At 68.1% G+C, this 16,381-nt stretch carries 17 protein-coding genes; 9 read left to right on the top strand and 8 right to left on the bottom strand.

What is annotated here, in order from left to right:
- Positions 1–6: 6 nt before the first annotated feature.
- Together Q664_RS45175 and Q664_RS45170 are read left to right on the top strand one after the other, a co-directional pair.
- On the top strand, positions 7–1,473 hold the full coding sequence (locus Q664_RS45175) for a hypothetical protein (RefSeq protein WP_043411589.1): 1,467 nt from the start codon (positions 7–9) through the stop codon (positions 1,471–1,473).
- A 12-nt stretch (positions 1,474–1,485) separates the two neighbouring features.
- Positions 1,486–2,049: a hypothetical protein gene (locus tag Q664_RS45170; protein ID WP_043411585.1), complete on the top strand. Its 564-nt coding sequence runs from the start codon at positions 1,486–1,488 to the stop codon at positions 2,047–2,049.
- 12 nt (positions 2,050–2,061) lie between these two features.
- Here the strand turns inward: Q664_RS45170 and Q664_RS45165 are convergent, their stop codons facing one another.
- Positions 2,062–2,823: a 2OG-Fe(II) oxygenase gene (locus tag Q664_RS45165; RefSeq protein ID WP_200883859.1), complete on the bottom strand. Its 762-nt coding sequence runs from the start codon at positions 2,821–2,823 to the stop codon at positions 2,062–2,064.
- Between the two features lie 206 nt (positions 2,824–3,029).
- On the opposite strand from Q664_RS45165, the gene Q664_RS45160 reads away from it, so the two are divergent.
- The 4 genes from Q664_RS45160 (at position 3,030) to Q664_RS45145 (ending at position 7,739) form a co-directional block, all read left to right on the top strand.
- The gene (locus Q664_RS45160) at positions 3,030–4,127 is read left to right on the top strand and encodes a hypothetical protein (protein WP_152622720.1); all 1,098 of its coding nucleotides are present in this window, start codon (positions 3,030–3,032) and stop codon (positions 4,125–4,127) included.
- Positions 4,128–4,241: 114 nt separating this feature from the next.
- Entirely contained in the window at positions 4,242–5,849 is a 1,608-nt protein-coding gene (locus Q664_RS45155) for a golvesin C-terminal-like domain-containing protein (protein WP_043411582.1), read from the top strand.
- Between the two features lie 211 nt (positions 5,850–6,060).
- The gene (locus tag Q664_RS45150) at positions 6,061–7,170 is read left to right on the top strand and encodes an XdhC family protein (RefSeq protein ID WP_043411579.1); all 1,110 of its coding nucleotides are present in this window, start codon (positions 6,061–6,063) and stop codon (positions 7,168–7,170) included.
- Positions 7,167–7,739, top strand: coding sequence for a nucleotidyltransferase family protein (locus Q664_RS45145; protein ID WP_043411577.1), 573 nt, complete (start codon positions 7,167–7,169; stop codon positions 7,737–7,739). Before Q664_RS45150 ends, Q664_RS45145 begins: the two co-directional genes overlap by 4 nt.
- A 3-nt stretch (positions 7,740–7,742) precedes the next feature.
- Here Q664_RS45145 and Q664_RS45140 read toward each other — a convergent pair whose 3' ends face one another.
- Together Q664_RS45140 and Q664_RS45135 are read right to left on the bottom strand one after the other, a co-directional pair.
- On the bottom strand, positions 7,743–8,294 hold the full coding sequence (locus Q664_RS45140) for a thiol-disulfide oxidoreductase DCC family protein (protein ID WP_052519492.1): 552 nt from the start codon (positions 8,292–8,294) through the stop codon (positions 7,743–7,745).
- Between the two features lie 8 nt (positions 8,295–8,302).
- Positions 8,303–8,770: a hypothetical protein gene (locus tag Q664_RS45135; protein ID WP_084610897.1), complete on the bottom strand. Its 468-nt coding sequence runs from the start codon at positions 8,768–8,770 to the stop codon at positions 8,303–8,305.
- A gap of 197 nt (positions 8,771–8,967) precedes the next feature.
- Here Q664_RS45135 and Q664_RS61815 point away from each other — a divergent pair, with 197 nt between their 5' ends.
- Together Q664_RS61815 and Q664_RS53600 are read left to right on the top strand one after the other, a co-directional pair.
- Positions 8,968–9,630, top strand: a complete 663-nt coding sequence (locus Q664_RS61815) for a hypothetical protein (RefSeq protein ID WP_043411574.1) — start codon at positions 8,968–8,970, stop codon at positions 9,628–9,630.
- Positions 9,627–10,466, top strand: coding sequence for a hypothetical protein (locus Q664_RS53600; RefSeq protein WP_052519491.1), 840 nt, complete (start codon positions 9,627–9,629; stop codon positions 10,464–10,466). The genes Q664_RS61815 and Q664_RS53600 overlap by 4 nt, the downstream gene beginning before the upstream one ends.
- A 68-nt stretch (positions 10,467–10,534) precedes the next feature.
- Here Q664_RS53600 and Q664_RS45120 read toward each other — a convergent pair whose 3' ends face one another.
- The 5 genes from Q664_RS45120 to Q664_RS45100 all read right to left on the bottom strand — a co-directional run bounded on the left by Q664_RS45120 (position 10,535) and on the right by Q664_RS45100 (position 15,866).
- Positions 10,535–11,206: a hypothetical protein gene (locus tag Q664_RS45120; RefSeq protein WP_152622719.1), complete on the bottom strand. Its 672-nt coding sequence runs from the start codon at positions 11,204–11,206 to the stop codon at positions 10,535–10,537.
- 93 nt (positions 11,207–11,299) lie between these two features.
- The gene (locus Q664_RS45115) at positions 11,300–11,974 is read right to left on the bottom strand and encodes a hypothetical protein (protein ID WP_152622718.1); all 675 of its coding nucleotides are present in this window, start codon (positions 11,972–11,974) and stop codon (positions 11,300–11,302) included.
- A 13-nt stretch (positions 11,975–11,987) separates the two neighbouring features.
- On the bottom strand, positions 11,988–13,652 hold the full coding sequence (locus Q664_RS45110; protein WP_043411566.1) for a hypothetical protein: 1,665 nt from the start codon (positions 13,650–13,652) through the stop codon (positions 11,988–11,990).
- 34 nt (positions 13,653–13,686) lie between these two features.
- Positions 13,687–15,147, bottom strand: a complete 1,461-nt coding sequence (locus Q664_RS53595) for a serine/threonine-protein kinase (RefSeq protein ID WP_152622717.1) — start codon at positions 15,145–15,147, stop codon at positions 13,687–13,689.
- Positions 15,144–15,866 (bottom strand): RNA polymerase sigma factor, encoded by a 723-nt coding sequence (locus Q664_RS45100; RefSeq protein ID WP_043411564.1) that lies wholly within the window; start codon positions 15,864–15,866, stop codon positions 15,144–15,146. Before Q664_RS45100 ends, Q664_RS53595 begins: the two co-directional genes overlap by 4 nt.
- A gap of 227 nt (positions 15,867–16,093) precedes the next feature.
- Between Q664_RS45100 and Q664_RS55785 the strand changes: the two genes are divergently transcribed.
- Positions 16,094–16,381 (top strand): hypothetical protein (locus Q664_RS55785; protein WP_200883858.1); only part of this gene is annotated, 288 nt, incomplete at its 3' end.

The raw sequence follows: 16,381 nt of genomic DNA, 5'->3' as shown, positions 1-16,381 counted from the left end.
GAGACGATGAGCAGCGAGAACGACCAGAACCCCTTCCGCCGCAAGGTGATGACCCGGCAACCGGGCCTCATCGGCGCGCAGTGGTGGAACGAGGGCCTCTCGGCGATGAGCGACCCCGTCTCCCGGCGCAAGGCCCTCCAGGCGCTCGCGGTGTTCGGCGGCGCGGTGGCCGTGGGAGGCTTCGCGCTGGCCTCCACCTCGGGCGAGGACGAGTACCTGGAGCTCCACGACGCCCTGCAGATGCAGCGCGAGCGCGGGTGGAACTTCGGCGCCACGGGCGACAGCCTCACCTTCACGGGCCAGACCAAGGTTCCCCTCAAGCCCCAGGAACTCAACGCACTCGCCACCGAGCTGACGCCGAAGCAGGACGCGCTCAAGCCCTTCTCCCAGGCCACGCTCTTCCAGTCGGTGACCTCCAGCTCCGCCGGCTCCCTGGCCCTCGCGCTGCGCCCCATCTTCACGCCCGAGATGGACACGGCGTTCAAGCAGGGCCAGGCGCTGGCCTCGCTCTTCGCGGAGCAACCGGAGGCGGCGCGCGCCACGGCCGTGCTGGTGGACCTGCCCGGCCCCGAGGCCATCGCCTTCGCCACGGCCCTGGCCGAGCGCTTCGAGCCCGTCTTCACCTTCGACAACTGGCCGCACCCGGTCGGCGTGGTCCCCGCGCACCTCACGCTGGCCGCGGCGACGTACTACCAGCCCACGCTCCGGGAGCTCGCGAGCAGGCGCACGCTCCCCGCGCCTCCGGTGTTCGTGCTCGATCGTCAGCGGCTGGCGCCCTACAACGACCAGGAGCGGGAGTTCGACAACCGCTACATGGCGCGGATGCCCTCCGCCGAGCAGCTGCGCAAGCTGGGCATCCAGCACGTGATGTACGTCGCCCCTGGCGGGAAGGGGCAGACGCAGGAGCTGGACGATCTCAACGAGGACTTCGTGGCCTGGCGCACCTCGGGCCTGGACGTGAAGCTGGTGGCGGCCAAGGACTTCCAGCCCGAGCCCGCGACGGCGGCCGTGGCCACGGGCCCGGGCATGACGGGCTCTCCCGACGGTGGCACTCCGGCGGACGCGGGCACGTCCGCGATGGCCACCGCGAGCACCCCATCGAGGCCTTCCCACTGGTACTACGGTGGCTCGCGGATGGCGCACGACTCCTTCTGGTTCATCTACCCCTGGGGCCGCACCCACACGAGCACTGGCCTGGTGCATGGGCTCCCCTCCTCCGGAATCCTCTCGGCGAAGAACGTGCCCCAGGTGCCCCCGAATGTCTCGAAGGGGTACGCCTACGAGCCGCAGCGGCGGACCACGATGTTCTCCGCCATTCCCCGGGGAGCGACCGGTGCCTTCCGTCCCTTCCCCTCTGGCTTCGGCAAGGTGGCCATGCGGACCTCGAGCAACAGCCGCGCCATCCTCGGCCCGGCGTTCTCCTCACGCAGCTCGTGGAGCCGCTCCTCGAGCTACTCCTCCTCGGGCGGGTGACAGGAGCGGCACATGAACTACTCCGTCTTCTCCATGCAGGTGGTGCTGGAGCTCCAGGGTCCGGACGACTCCACGTACCAGGAGCTGCACAAGATCATCCGCTCCGCCCCCGAGCGGAGCAACTACGCGCGGATGCACGACTTCTACGGCCGCGTCTGCTCCACGCTGCGCCGGCAGTCCGACCGCTTCGAGATGGGCGTGTGGGACTACTGGGACGACGCGAATCGCGCGCCGAAGGACTTCCAGGACTGGGTGGACGGGCTTCAGGGCAAGGAGGCCCGAAGCGAGCCCGCCCCCGAGGATGGGACGCCGCGCTACCTCGCGTGCACCCTGGCGCTGCTGCTGCAGAACGGCAGCACGAGCGACCAGCGGCTCGGCAGTCACTGCGACATCACCGAGGCAAAGCTCTGGAAGAAGGACACCTTCAACCATCTGCTCAAGGGGCCCCGGCTGCTCAACTTCCTGCACGTGAAGTCCGACGTCGTGTACCTGCTGCCAGGAGATGACCCCGCCTGCGGTCTCACGAAGAGCGACCTGTCGGGCCAGAACTTCCACTACCTGCGCCAGCTCACCTGACGGCGCGCGGGCCTAGAACCAGACCTCCCAGCGCGAGCCCGATTCATCCAGTGCCGCATGCGCCGTGGCCGAGATGCGGTCTCGCGTGCCGGCGAAGGGTTGGATCTGATGCAGCCGGTAGCTGTCGAGCACGAGCAGCTCCCCCACCCGGTAGTCCACATCGGCGCGCGGTGACTGGAGCTCTCGCTCGGAGACGTCGTCGGTGCCCGCGAAGGTGACGTCCCACAGGCGCAGCGCCCCACCCGACTCCGGTGGCTGGAGCATGAGCACGAGCGTCAGGGCCCGCGAGCGGCGGGCACACTGCTCGTCGGAGAGACCCTCGTTGTCGTAGTGGACGTCTCCCCCGTTGTGGGACAGCCACTCGCCGGCCGGGAAGATGTGGACGCCGGGGCCGCACCACCCCTCGCGCTTGACGGCGGGCGCCCCCACCAGCGCCGAAATGGCCTCGCATAGCTGGCCCTGAAGGCCCGGCAGCATCCGCTCCACCACCGCGTCCGAGGTGCGGGCGTTGGTGAAGTACTCGTCCTCGCGATCCTGCTCGAGGTGCGTGTACCAGGCGCGCCCCAGGGAGAACTGCACGCCGTCGAAGTCGGAGATCCAGAAGGGACGGCCCGCGTACACACGGCGTGCGAGCGCGGCGCACTCGGCGGGCGGAAGGAAACCGGGGATGCGCACGCCCAGGTGCGCATCGAGCACGGAGAGGAAGTCCGAGGTACCCGAGCGCAGGGACTCCCACGAGCGCTCGGCTACCGTGGCACGAGGGGACACGGCCATGGTGGGGGGACGATGCGGGAGAAATGAGCGGCATGCAATCACCGCCACCTGGCTCGTGGAGCTCGATTGGCGGGCGGCACACCGTCCAGCGTGAGTGCTCGTTTTCCAAGGGACCGGACTCCACTCCCCCAAAGATCCATCCCGTTCATCTTCTGACAACATCCGCCCAGAGCGCTCCGGCCCTTTGCCGGAGCTGGGGGAGTGACATGTCGATGAATCGGTGGATGAAGGTGTCGTGCGCGGCGTTGGTGGCGGTTTCCGGCTGCACCAATAGCCAGGTGGACCCCGAGCTGGAGATCCAGCTCAGCGGCAAGGTGATCACGGAGGACGGCCAGCCCCTGGCGGACACGCTCCTGAAGATGAATCGCAGCGGGAACTCGAGCTGTCTCTTCAGTCTCTTCGGCGGCCTGGACTGGAAGTCGATGAAGACGAAGAGCGATGGCACCTTCAGTGAGGAGCTGCTGGGCGCGGACACCCAGGCCGGCGGTCTGGCGCGCTGCTTCGAGCTGCGGATACCGCGGACCGGGACGGGGGGAAACCACGGGTACGCCAGCTTCATCATCCAGACGGAGGCGGTGCAGCTCCCCCTCCTGCAGCAGTGGACCGGCAAGCCCTCGGCGGCCGCCGGTGCCGATGGCGTGAGCGTGTCCTATGAGGGCCTCACCGCCTCTCAGGCGGGCAACAGCGGCACGCATACCCTCACGGTGACCGATTCCTCCGGCTCCATCTGGGTGAGCCGGAAGGTGAGCGCTCCGGTGCCGCTCAACGACGACCTGCTCGAGGACGCCGCGAACCTGAAGGCCAGGGTCTCCATCTTGCGCGAGGCCGAGCTCAACAAGACGAAGTTCAGCCTCTACAACGAGGGAGACGACGTGGCCCTGCCCAAGCGCGCTCGCGTCCCGCTCAGCCGCGGCGCGAGCTGCACCTACCCCGAGGCTCCCGCCACCTGCCCGATGACGGATGGCAACCTCAGCTCGGTGGTGAACTTCAAGCCGGGCACCCTCGAGGTGGCCATCCAGTTGCCGCAGCCCAAGGTGCTGCGCAAGGCCGTGGTGCGCAAGCTCGACATGTCCTTCGGAGCGTCGACGAAGGAGCTCGTCCTCGAGGGAAGCACCGATGGCTCCACCTGGGTCGCGCTGGCCAACCTGCTCGCGAGCGAGAGCATCGTGCAACCGTTCTACGAGGCCACGCTGAGCCACCCCACCGCCCTGAGCCACGTGCGCCTGCGCGCCGCTGGCACCCCCATCAACGCGGAAAACCCCTTCTACATCGCGCAGCTCAGCGAGCTGTCCTTCTTCGAGTAGTCACCGACAGGTCTCGAAATCTCAGTTTTCATGAAAAAAGGGTCTTCCTATGAGGGCCAAGAATATGCATTCTGCCACCCGTGGTGCCTCGTCGTTCCCCCCCAAGGAGTGTGCATGAAGACCCTTTCCAAGCCGTTGGCCACCCTGGCCGCCGCGCTCGCCCTGGCGGCCTGCGGTCCCCAGGAGCAGGAGCCCACCACCCAGACCCCCGCGGTGGCCGAGGACGTTCGTCCCGAGGCCGATCGGACCCCGTACGAGCTGGACGCGGCCTTCGCGAAGGCGGGCGCGGACTACGGCGTTCCGGCGGACCTGCTCAAGGCCATCTCCTACACCGAGACCCGGTGGGAGATGGTGCAGGGCGAGGTGGAGTTCGAGGGCATGCCCGCGGCGCACGGCCTGATGGCGCTGCGCGGCGAGAAGCTCTCCGAGGGCGCGCGCCTGGCTGGCGTGTCCGAGGAGGCGGTGCGCACCCAGCCCGAGGCCAACATCCGGGCCGCCGCGGCGCTGCTCTCCGCGTACGCGGACGAGCTGAAGGTGGACCGTGCGGACATGGGCGCGTGGGCCCCGGCCGCCGCGAAGCTCAGCGGCATCGAGAACACCGAGGCGCAGGCCCAGTACATCCACCAGGGCGTGTATGACGTGATGCGCAAGGGCGCGGTGGCCCAGACGCCCACGGGTGAGCTGGCCGTGTCGCTGATGCCCAGCAAGGCGCAGGCGAAGTTCCCCTCGTCCGACGTGGTGCGCTCGATGAGCACGGACTACGGTCCCGCCATCTGGCGTGCCTCGCCCAACTACAACGCGCGTCCGTCGGGCACGGACATCTCCATGGTCGTCATCCACACCTGCGAGGGTGGCTACTCCGGCTGCTGGAGCTGGCTGAGCAACTCGTCGGCCGGTGCCAGCGCGCACTACGTGGTGAACGAGAGCGGCTCGGAGATCACCCAGCTGGTGCGCGAGTCCAGCCGCGCCTGGCACGTGGCGGCCAGCTACAGCTGCAGCCTCAACGGCAACGTGATGTGCGGCCTCAACGGCTCGTCGACGAACAACTTCTCGGTGGGCATCGAGCACGGCGGCTACGCCAGCCAGTCGTCCTTCCCGGCGGGGCAGATCGACGCCTCGGCGAAGCTGACGTGCGACATCACCAAGAGCCAGGGCATCGTGCGCGACAGCTACCACATCGTGGCGCACGGCCGGCTGCAGCCCGCCAACCGCACGGACCCGGGCCCCAACTGGCCGTGGTCCACGTACATCAGCAAGGTGAGGTCGCACTGCGGTGACGGCGGCACCACGCCCCCGCCGACGGGCCTGATCATCGACAACAACAACTCCGCCAACGACACCAGCAAGGGCTACATCGAGCTGACGGGGAGCTGGTCGGCCACGTCGGGCACGGCGGGCTACTACGGCTCCAACTACCTGTACGCCTCGACGGCGGCGGTCTCCGAGCCGGCGACGTTCTGGTTCTACCTGCCGTCGGCGGCCACCAAGACGATCGACGCGCGGTGGACGTCGGGCACCAACCGCTCGGCGGCCGCGCCCTACATCATCAAGAACACCAGCGGCACCACCCTGGCCACGGTGTACAAGAACCAGCAGACGGGCGGTGGCGCGTGGAACACGCTCGGCACGTGGAGCTTCCAGGCCGGCTGGAACAAGGTGCAGCTCAGCCGCTGGGCCGCCGAGGGCTACGTGGTCGTCGCGGACGCCATCCAGGTCCGGTAGTGACGTGAGGGAGGTCCCGGGCGCGGTGTGAGGCGCCGGGGCCTCCAGCGGGAAGCGGGGGGCCCCTCCAGGCTCCCCGCCCCGCGCAGGAGCCCAGGCCTCGTCCGCCAGGCTGCTTTCCGCCGGAGATGCTGCTCCGCGTCGAGAGCCCGGGTGGTAGAGTGCCGGCCTTCGCTCCCGCGGCTTCGGGAGCGGTGGGAGAAGACACACCGTGAAGGAGCTGGAGGAGATCCTGCGTGCCCGGGCCCGCGCGCGAGGGCCGCTCGTGCTGGCAACCGTGGTGGCCGTGTCTGGCTCGGCGTACCGGAGGCCCGGTGCGCGCATGCTGATGGCCGAGGAGGGCCGGCTCGCCGGTGGCGTGAGCGGCGGGTGCCTCGAGCGGGACGTGGTCCGCAAGGCCTTCTTCTGGACGTCGGGCGGCCCGCATGTGGTGCGCTACGACTCCACCGTGGACAGCCCCGAGGACGAGGACGGCCTGACGTTCGCGCTCGGGTGCAACGGCGTGGTGGACATCCTGCTGGAGCGCTGCGAGCCCGGGCCGGTGGATGCACTCGCCTTCGCCGAGGAGGCCCGGAAGCGAGCCCAGCGCGTGGTGCTCGCCACGGTGTACCGGGGTGGCGAGGTGGGCGCGCGGCTGCTGCTGCGCGAGGACGGCGAGGAGGCCAGCAACCTGTCCGGGCCGCTGCGGGAGGCGGTGCGCACCGCGGCCGGAGAGGCGCTCGAGACGGGGCGCACCTGGAGTGGCCCGTGCGGCGGCGCGGACGTGCTGGTGGAGGTGGTGGAGCCGCCCCCCCCGGTCGTGCTGTTCGGCGGCGGCTTCGACGTGGCGCCAGTGGTGACGCAGGCCGCGAGCCTCGGCTGGCACGTCACGGTGGTGGCGGACAAGCCCGCGGAGCTGCTGCGGCAGCGCTTTCCCCGGGCCCATGCCGTGGTGGCGACGAAGGCCAGGGACATCCTCGACACGGTGCCGCTCTCCCCGCGCACGCTCGCGGTGGTGATGACGCACAGCCTGCCGCAGGATCGCGAGCTGCTCGCCCGGCTGGTGCCGCAGCCCTTGCGGTACCTGGGCGTGCTGGGGCCGCGCTCGCGCACGGATCGGGTGCTGGGAGAGCTGTCCCCCGCCCCGACTCCCGCGCAGTTGGAGAAGCTGCACGCGCCCATCGGATTGGACCTGGGGGCCGAGGGCGCCGAGGAGGTCGCGCTCTCCATCGTGGCCGAGCTGAGGGCCGTGCTGGCGCGGCGCGAGGGCGGCAAGCTCCGTGAGCGTCAGGCCCCCATCCACGCGGAGGCCCCGTCACCGGCGGCGCGGAGACTCGCGTGAAGGTGGGCGCGGTGGTGCTGGCCGCGGGAGGTTCCTCGCGGCTGGGGCGCCCCAAGCAGCTGCTCGTGCACGAGGGACGGACGCTGGTGCGGCGCGCGGCCGAGACCGCCGTGGCCGCTGGCTGTGAGCCAGTGGTGGTGGTGGTGGGCGCGCATGGCGAGGCCGTGGCCGGGGAGCTCGCGGGCCTGCCGGTGCGAGCGGTGGACAACCCGGAGTGGCGGGAGGGCATGGGCCGCTCCCTGCGGGTGGGCGTGAGGGCCCTGCCCGAGGTGGAGGCGGTGCTGGTGCTGCTGTGCGATCAGCTCCGGGTCGACTCCGCGCACTTGAGGGCGCTGGTGGACACCTTCGAGCGGACGCGCTCGCCCATCGTGGCCTCGGGTTACGACGGAGCACGGGGTGTGCCCGCCCTGTTCTCCCGCGCGCTGCGTCCCGAGCTGGAGGCACTCGAGGCCGACCAGGGAGCACGCAAGGTGCTCTTCCGGGAGCCCTCGCGCGTGGTGGAGGTTCCCCTGCCGGGAGGGAGTGAGGACGTGGACACGGCCGCGGACCTCTCCCGGCTCTCCGGCTGACGTTCAGCCCGGCTCCAGCCCGCCCACCACGTCCGCCAGGCAGTGGGGGCAGGCGGTACGTCCCTCCGCCATGGGACGGCCACACCCTTCACATCGCCCCCTGCGCGGCAGGCGGCAGGCCGCGTCGCCCGGGGCGCACTTCGGGGCACCGGGAGGCCCGGCCTCGCGCTCCAGGTGTTGCCGCACCGCCTCGTCCTCCAGGTGCAGCCAGCCGGACAGCTTGCGGCGGTTGCTGGAGAGCAGCTCGAAGGCGTTGCGCGCGAGCGGCATCAACGCGGGCCGGGACAGGCGCTGCGCCCAGGCCCGGTATTCCTCCAGCGCCCACAGCACCATCAACCATGCGTGGGTGTCCCGGTAGACGCCTCCCTCGTCGTCCACCACCACCAGTTCTTCCTTTGTGGCCGAGCGGCGCAGCTCGGGAAAGCGCTTCGCCGCCGCCTGACTTCCCGCCGGGAGACACTCGAGCTCCACCAGCGTGCGCTGCGCTCCCAGCCACCGGGCACAGCTCACGCAGAAGCCACACGTCTCGTCGTACAGCACGCTGAGGGCACGCATGGCTTTGCTCACACGCCCTCGGCCACGGGGGACTGCTGCGACGGCGACACGCGGGTGTACTCCCGCGGCAGCACGGGCGGCGGCTGATGACGCACCTGGCTCGAGCGGCGGATGCGGTTGAAGACATACAGATTGAAGAAGTGCATGGCGCCGAGCACCACCATCACCCAGCCGACCTTGGTGCAGACCAGCTCGATGATTTCCTGCACCGTCCAGATGGTCCGGTGCTCCTTGAGCGACAGGGCCACGTAGCCGATGTTCATCAGGTAGAAGCCCACCACCAGCAGGTGGTTCACCGACTCCGCCAGACGCTCCTTGCCCAGGAAGGCGTCATGCAGGAAGTGCGCTCCGTTGCGTTGCAGTGTCTTCGCCACCCACACCGTCAGACCGATGCTCACCAGGAGGTAGAGCAGGTACGCCACCACCATGAAGTGGCTGGACTCAGATACGGGGGTCGCCAGCGAGGTCGGCTCCATGACACGTCTCCCTCGGGGAGCGCGGCCGCCCGGGGCTCCAGTGCCCCTTCCAGGTTGGCGCCGCCCTCCCCTTCCATCAGGGAGTACCGGAAGGAATCTTCGCGGTTGCGGGGCGGCTTTTTTCTACGTGTCCGCTGCCCGGAAGTGTGCGATCCACTCCGAATTCATCTCAGCCCCACTGCGGGATTGCCCCCTACATGAAAACGGCATCCGTCACCCATCAAGCCACTGCGGCGAGTCTTGCCCTCCTGCTTATCGCCTGCGGTACGACGCGCGTCTCGGCCACCGGGCCCACGGGTCCCGAGGACCTGGCCAGATACGTCCTATTCATCACCCAACAACCGGACGGACGGGTCACCCACAGCTGGCGGCCGGTCGCGGAATTCGAGCTGAACACGAACCAAAGCCAAGCCCACGCCAACGGGTTCTACGGGCGGGTCGTTACCGCCACCTTCACCGCCGAGGAGTGCCAGCACGAGTACGAAGTCTGCGTCCCCGAGTGTCTCGCGAGCACGCGGATACGTCAGGTCAGCAAGTATGTATACGACGCCCGTGTCCATGGACCGTGGCGCACCGGCAAGTATGCGTATTGTGACGGGGCTTGTATGAAGCAACTCGCGAACTGCCAGCACGATGTGGAGCCCAAACCCGTGAAATTCGAGGCCATCGCGCCCGCGGTCGACTGGGTCAAGGAGAACCGCAACACCATCCTCGTTGGGACTGTCGTGGTCATCGCGGGTGTTGCTTTCGTCGCCGTCTTCGTGGGCTCTGGAGGTAGTGGGCTCGCACTCCTGCCCCTCCTGGCCATGGCTTCGTCGAACCCAATGTCCACGTCTCGAATGCTAGCGGTGAAGCCGTGACGATCTTCGAACTGCTCTCGAGTGCCGGGATATTGCTTGCAAAGCTTTGGCGAGCGACACGGGCACGTGAAGACGAGGGGCTGTATCGCTTGATTCAAGAAGCGAACTTCTACATCTGGCGCACGGGTCAGGTGTATCGCTTCGAGGATTACCTTGGGCGTGCCGCCGCTGATCGTCACCCCGCCGAAGCATCCGCGTGGAGTGGTGAGTACAGCGAGCGCATCACCCAGGCCCGGGAGATCCTCTCGCGGATTCGCGATTCCCAACAGTCCCCAGGCGACCAACACCTCGTTCAAATCGTCATCGACGAACTTGATTTCATTCGTTCAACCGGCCAGCAGGACGAGTTCTACGATTATCTCAAGACGTTCTATGGGAATCCGCCGCCTGTCATCGCTCGCTTCGACACCCGTCAAGAAGCAGAGGCGTGGCTGAACAATCTCGCCGAGCCGCCAAGCAGTGCCTATGTCCTCGTGGGGGACGATTACCTCGAGGTCTTCTACTTTCGTGACAGGGCCGTGCGCGGATTCGAGCGACAGTACACCCTGGAGCGATTCATCGAGGCCGTCACGTCGAGAGGGGTTCCTCCTCCAGCAGCGGTATTCGCCACCCGCGCGGAGGCAGAGGCGTGGTGGGCGAGCCAACCAGCGCATCCCATCTGGGTATTCGTCCAGATCGCTGGTGAGCATTACATCGCCATCCATCACCGGAAGATCGCTCACCACACGCTTCATCCCATTTCAATCCTGAAGGGTTGGGAGGAAGAGAAGAAGAGGATCGAGGAGATGGAAAAGGCGCGGCAGGCGGAAGGAAGCCCTGTCGATACGGATGAGTGAGGCGCAACGAGCGTCTCACGTGGACAAGCCACTCCAGTCCGTGAAGTCGATGCGAGCTGCAGGACAACTCACGTGCCCGCGGCCCGGAGTTGGGCGATCCATTCCCGGATTTCCTTGTGGGTCCGTTGGGCATCGACGCCCTCCCGGAACATCAGGAAGTCGAAGCGGCCTTCCACCAGCATGTTCATCAGCGTCCGGTCGGTGGCGATGAGCTCAGGCACTTCCCAGGGAAAGGCGGGCCATGCACCTCGTTCCTCACCCACCCCGAGCGTCTCGTAAACGAGCTCCAGGTAGCGGGCGTAGGTGTCGAAGAAGCGGTCTACGTTGGAGGCAATGGGAAGTGCGTAGATGTCCTCGTAGGGGTCGATCTCGACGACCGGTTGGAAGCCCCGCGCATCCGCCAGACTCGGGACCGTGGCGTAGGTATAGGACGAGGCCTCCTTGCACCCGAAGATGAGAAGAGAGCGGAACGGCTCGGGCCAGTAGCGCTGGGCGTCCTCGTTCGCCATGAGGATGCCATTCACCTGTTCATCACAGGGCTCCACGAAGAGATCGAGATAGAGATGGAGCCCGCCCAGCCGTGAATAGAAGGCGGCCAACATCGGGTCCAGGGGCCGGCCCAGCACTGGCACACCTGCAGTCGGAGCACCGCTCCAGTGCTTTCGAGTGCTGGCTCGGACAGGGTACTTCTCGCAGGCCGTCATCAGCCGCTCGAGTCCGGGCATGGAAAGGTCTTTCATCAGCGTCTCTCCCCATCACCTCGAAACCAGAGCACGAACATCCTCAGCATTACCGCAACCCCACTATCACCATCCGCATTGGTCCGCGGCCAATCACGTGCTCACTGCCCTGAGTTGGGCGATCCACGCCCGGATTTCCTTGTGGGTCCGTTGGGCATCGACTCCCTCCCGGAACATCAGGAAGTCGAAGCGGCCTTCCACCAGCATGTTCATCAGCGTCCGGTCGGTGGCGATGAACTCAGGCACGTCCCAGGGAAAGACGGGCCATGCACCGCGCTCCTCTCCCACCCCGAGCGTCTCGTAAACGAGCTCCAAGTAGCGGGCGTAAGTGTCGAAGAAGCAATCTACGTTGGAGGCAATGGGGAGAGCGTAGATGTCCTCGTAGGGGTCGACCTTGACGACCGGTTGGACGCCCTGCGCATCCGCCAGACTCGGAACCGTGGCATAGCGATAGGATAATGCCTCCTCCCCCCCGAAAACGAGGAGAGACCGGAACGGTTCGAGCCAGTGCCGTTGAATGTGCTCGTTCGCCATGAGAACGCCGTTCACCTGCTTATCGCATGCATTGACATAGAGACCGGAATCGAGCAGGAGCCCGCCCAGCCGTGAATAGAAGGCGGCCAGCATCGGATCCATAGGCCGACCCAACAGAAGAGTTCCCGCAGTTGGCGCACCTTCCCAGGACTTTCGAATCCTGGCTTGGACGGGATATTTCTCGCAGGCCACCAGCAACCGCTCAAGTCCAGGCATGGGAACGTCTATCATCATACGTCTCTCCTCTTCACCTTGAGACCAGGGCACGAACATCATTCAGTGCCGCCGCCGTAGCCTTTTCGAGCAGAGTGTCTGACTGGCCCGGTTCATATACCTTATTGAACCAGCGCCCGAAGTGCTGCTCGGTGATGGCCACCATCTTCTTCACCTGTTCGGGACTGGCCGTGCTACCACCAACCTTCATTCGGAAAACATTCCACATTTTGTTGATACCCTCGTGAGCGGGCTTGCCCAGTGCCTTGAGATTGGCGGCGGCGTTGATGTCCAACTCGGGAAAGAGGTGGGCATACTCCAGAGGGACGAGGTGATGAACGTCATATCGGTGCCCATCAGCGTCCCTCAATAGCTTATTCAGCTCAGGGTGGAAGACATCATAGAAATCATCTTTAGCCCTGGCACGAAGCGCGTCCTTTGCCTTCTTGTCCACCTTGACGGTGAGCGACTGCTCCATGCGCCGCAGGAGCTCGGTGAGCTCATTGCGCTCGGCGGTGGAGAGGGAGTCGAAGCCCTCCGTCTCCACCTTCGCGAAGAGCCGCCGCAACAACTCCTGGTCCTTGCGCCCCGCCCGGACGAGTTGTGTGCGAAACCAGCGCATCCCCGCTGCGCCGCCCCGGGTCACCACCCGCATCACCGTGGGCGCCATGGCCTCGAAGGCCAGGTGCAGGCCCTTCCCCACCAATCCACCGATGACACAGAGGGCCACCTGCTCCAGGGTGAAGGCCCCCGCCAGCTTCACCGAGTCCACCATCTCCTCTCGGTAGCGGTGGAAGATGTCCGCGTGCAGCTGGCGGTACTCGCGCAGCACGTCCTCCAACGCCTCGTCCCCAGGCGCCGGCCGCAACGTCTCGGCCCGCTCCACCCGCCAGTGCGAGGTAGTGCTCGCCCCCTCATGCGTCCCGGACAGTTCCACCCTCACCGTGCGTGGGCCCAGTCCCCGTGTGAAGGGCAATACCGCCAGCATGAGAGCCTGCGCTGCCCATCCGTCCGCGGGACGCACCCCGCCACCTGACCCGGCCTGGTAGGGCCCCGATTTCCAGCCCGTCAGCCGGTCATCCTCCAGGGAGAGCTCCACCGTCATGCGCGCCGAAGCGCCCGCGGGCACCTGGAGCAGGCGCACCACCTGCTTCGACATGGCCTGCACCGCCAGGAGCGGTCCGGCGATGGCCCCCGTGCGCCGCGCCGGATGTTTCCTCGCCTCTGGAGGCTCCTCCAGAGCGGCCGCCCCGTAGTCCACCCTCCAACGGCTCCGCTCCCGGTGCAGCGTGAAGGCCAGCGCTCCCGTGCGCGTCTCGGCGAGCACGGTGAGCAATCCCCTCAGCTCTCGCGTGAAGGCCTCCGCCCTCGCTACCTGCCCCTTCTCTCCTCCCACCACGCTCCGGCGCTGGGACAGCAGCGTGAAGGCCCCACGCTCCACCCAGAAGGTGAGCTCCAACTCCGTGCCCACCTGCTGCTCGCCGCTGGCCGCGTCCCACATCCGCGCCAGCACCCACTCCACCTCCGCCCGCCGCGCCTCGGCGTTCCCCTCGTTCTCCGGGGCCGAGGCGCTCCATTGGGTGGAAACGAGCGTCACCTCGCCCGGAGATGACACGCGGTGCGGCACGGTGGCGCACCCCTGCAACAGCAACACCACGAGCCCGATCATGACCGCTCGCGGCTCTCCGTTGCGCGTCATCGAGCCCCTCCGCCACGACCCTGAACCGAACGCCTCACGGCTGCCAGCGCCACAGGTACATGCCGAACTCGAGCACCGGCGGGGTCAGCATCAGCACCAGTCCCACCCACAGCACCGGCTCTCGCGAGAGCGGGCGCTGGCGCCTCCAGGCCTCCAGGATGGAGACGCACAGCAGGTAGAGCGCCGACAGCTCCAGCAGCCCCCCCACCAGCGGCATGAAGGGGGGCATGGAAATACCCGCGCCCCACTCCAGCACCCCCCGCAGGGCGAACAGCCCCGAGCAGGCCAACGCCACTCCCAGGAAGCTCCGGCTCTCGCGCAGCGGTACCTCCGGCGCGGGCGCGTCCAGGCCCTCGTGGCGCCAGTGTCTGCGCAGCAGCCCATACGCCGCCAATGCCACCGCGAGCCCCGCCACCGCCCCCAGGATGGGCCCCGTCTCGAACCGGGCCCGCGTCACCCACCGGCCATCCGCCAGCCGGGCCGCGGGCTGCATCGTGAGCGGATCCAACTCGTGCGGCGCCACCACCCGCGGCGTCACCGACACCACCAGCGCCCAGAGCACCAGCGCGCTCGCCACCGCCTGCAGCACCGCCACCGCGCGCAGCCAGATGGCCTCGTCCGGAGGCAGCGCCGCCTCCTCCGCTCCATCCGCGAGCCGCCTCAAATCCAGCCCCAGTGCCCGCGCGCTCGCGTAGCGCCTCGAGGGCTCGAGCGCCACCGCCCGCCGCACCACCGCTCCCAGCGCTCCCGTCAGCGCCGGCGCCCCCGCCACCGGTGGCCGGCCCGTCACCAGCTCGTGCAACAGCACGCCCACCGCGTACACGTCCATGCGCGGGTCCGGCGGGGCCCCGGCGAGCGCCTCGGGCGCCATGTACTCGGGCGTGCCCACCACGGCGTGCGCGGCCGTGAGCGTGTCCCGAGGCCCTTCCTGGCGCACGATGCGGGCAATCCCGAAGTCCGTCACCTTCACCGGGCCATCGTCCGCCACCAGCACGTTCGCCGGCTTGATGTCCCGGTGCACCACGCCGCGCTCATGTGCATAGGCCAGCGCGTCGCACACCTGGAGCACCACCCGCACCGCCTCCGCCGGCGCCATGGGCAGCAGCTCCGCCAGGGAACGGCCCTCCACCAGCTCCATCACCAGGAAGCGCTCGCCCTCCTCGTCGCCGAAGTCGTGCACCCGGACGATGTTCGGATGATCCAACAGCGCCAGCGCCCGCGCCTCCCGGGCGAAGCGGGCCTGCGCCTCGGCGCTGGAGGCCCCCTCCCCCGCGAGGAACTTCACCGCCACCGGCCGATCCAACCGCACGTGCCGTGCCCGGAAGACCCGGCCCATCCCTCCCCGGCCGATCTCCTCCTCCAGCTCCAGCGAGCCGATCCGCCCTGGATCCTCCACGTCCTCGTCCAGCAGGCAGCCCGGACACACCGTCAGGCGTCCGCCCACCCCGGGCGTGCCGCAGCGTGGACAACGGACGCTCCTCGCCTCGGCGCTCATCGCTTCAACACCCGCAGCAGCTCGGCGAGCTCGGCCTCCGCCTCCTCCGGCCCTCCCACCGTGTCCGCCACTTCCTCGCGCACCAGCTCGCGGTAACGCACCCGCGCCCGGTGCAGGAACGTCTTGAGCTGCGGCAGCGACATGCCATGTGCCTCCGCCGCCTCCCGGTAGCTCGGCGGCTCGCCGGGACGGAAGAACTGGAGCACCAGCGCGAAGGGGCCCTTGCGCGCCCCACTCTCGAACTCCTCCTTCAGCCGCCCCAGCGCCCGCTCCATGACGCTCGCCGCCCACTCCCGCTCGAAGGCCTCGTCCGGGCCCTGTGCGTCCTCCGCGGCGATGCGCTCGGCCAGCTCGAAGTCCAGCGGCATGGGCGCCACGCCCCCTCCGCGCCGGGCGGCGCTCTCGCGCTCGTGGCGATGCACCAGGTGGTTGCGCGCCGCCGTCAGCAGGTAGCCCCGCAGCCGGCCCTTCTCGGGGCTCAGCCGCTCGAGGAAATCGTGCTCCAGCAGCCGCACGAGCAGATCCTGCACGGCGTCACGCGCGGGCTCGGCGTCCAGCCCCTGGCGGCGCATGAAGACGTAGAGCGGGCGCCAGTAGGTGCGCAGCAGGGACTCGAGCGCCGCGCGGCGGGCCTCCGGCGAGGCCCGTGCCGACCGGATGACAGTCCAGCGCGTGGGTGGGAAGGCGCCTGGTCCTTCCTCTCGCGGATCTGCGCTCATGGGCCCGTTCTAGCGCACTTCCGGGATGGCCTTCTCGGGGGGGCGCTGACCGGGAGTGCACATCCGCGCCGGGCACTGCTCTCTGCCGGACACGCCTCCTCCGCCACCTGGAGCAGCGTCTCCGTTTCACTGGAGGAAAAACCCATACCGCGTTGTCCGGGGGGGCCTCCCTCTCTACCTTCCGGCCCCGAAGCAGCACTCCCCGTCACACCCGCCGAGGACGAACCATGACGCCTGCCTCCCAGATGCCGATGCAGTCCGGAATGAACCCCATGATGGGCATGAATCAGATGCCGATGATGGGCATGAACCCGATGATGGGCATGAACCCGACGATGGGCGGCATGAACCCCATGATGGGCGGCATGATGCCCATGCCCATGCCCATGATGGGCGGCATGAACCCCATGATGATGGGCGGCATGATGCCGATGATGGGCATGAACCCGATGATGGGCGGCATGATGGGCATGAACCCGATGATGGGCGGCATGCCGATGATGATGCCCATGATG

It is taken from the genome of Archangium violaceum Cb vi76, from assembly GCF_000733295.1.
Taxonomy (GTDB): domain Bacteria; phylum Myxococcota; class Myxococcia; order Myxococcales; family Myxococcaceae; genus Archangium; species Archangium violaceum.
This window is presented reverse-complemented; position numbering and strand designations above follow the sequence as displayed.

Excerpts from the sequence above, each read along its gene's own strand:
- Q664_RS53595 (WP_152622717.1), bottom strand. The coding sequence starts at position 15,147 with ATGAGCGCCGAGGCGAGGAGCGTCCGTTGTCCACGCTGCGGCACGCCC.
- Q664_RS45135 (WP_084610897.1), bottom strand. The coding sequence starts at position 8,770 with ATGGAGCCGACCTCGCTGGCGACCCCCGTATCTGAGTCCAGCCACTTC.
- Q664_RS45155 (WP_043411582.1), top strand. The coding sequence starts at position 4,242 with ATGAAGACCCTTTCCAAGCCGTTGGCCACCCTGGCCGCCGCGCTCGCC.
- Q664_RS45115 (WP_152622718.1), bottom strand. The coding sequence starts at position 11,974 with ATGATGATAGACGTTCCCATGCCTGGACTTGAGCGGTTGCTGGTGGCC.
- Q664_RS45165 (WP_200883859.1), bottom strand. The coding sequence starts at position 2,823 with ATGGCCGTGTCCCCTCGTGCCACGGTAGCCGAGCGCTCGTGGGAGTCC.
- Q664_RS45100 (WP_043411564.1), bottom strand. The coding sequence starts at position 15,866 with ATGAGCGCAGATCCGCGAGAGGAAGGACCAGGCGCCTTCCCACCCACG.
- Q664_RS45120 (WP_152622719.1), bottom strand. The coding sequence starts at position 11,206 with ATGAAAGACCTTTCCATGCCCGGACTCGAGCGGCTGATGACGGCCTGC.
- Q664_RS45110 (WP_043411566.1), bottom strand. The coding sequence starts at position 13,652 with ATGACGCGCAACGGAGAGCCGCGAGCGGTCATGATCGGGCTCGTGGTG.
- Q664_RS45140 (WP_052519492.1), bottom strand. The coding sequence starts at position 8,294 with ATGCGTGCCCTCAGCGTGCTGTACGACGAGACGTGTGGCTTCTGCGTG.
- Q664_RS45160 (WP_152622720.1), top strand. The coding sequence starts at position 3,030 with ATGTCGATGAATCGGTGGATGAAGGTGTCGTGCGCGGCGTTGGTGGCG.
- Q664_RS61815 (WP_043411574.1), top strand. The coding sequence starts at position 8,968 with ATGAAAACGGCATCCGTCACCCATCAAGCCACTGCGGCGAGTCTTGCC.
- Q664_RS45170 (WP_043411585.1), top strand. The coding sequence starts at position 1,486 with ATGAACTACTCCGTCTTCTCCATGCAGGTGGTGCTGGAGCTCCAGGGT.
- Q664_RS45175 (WP_043411589.1), top strand. The coding sequence starts at position 7 with ATGAGCAGCGAGAACGACCAGAACCCCTTCCGCCGCAAGGTGATGACC.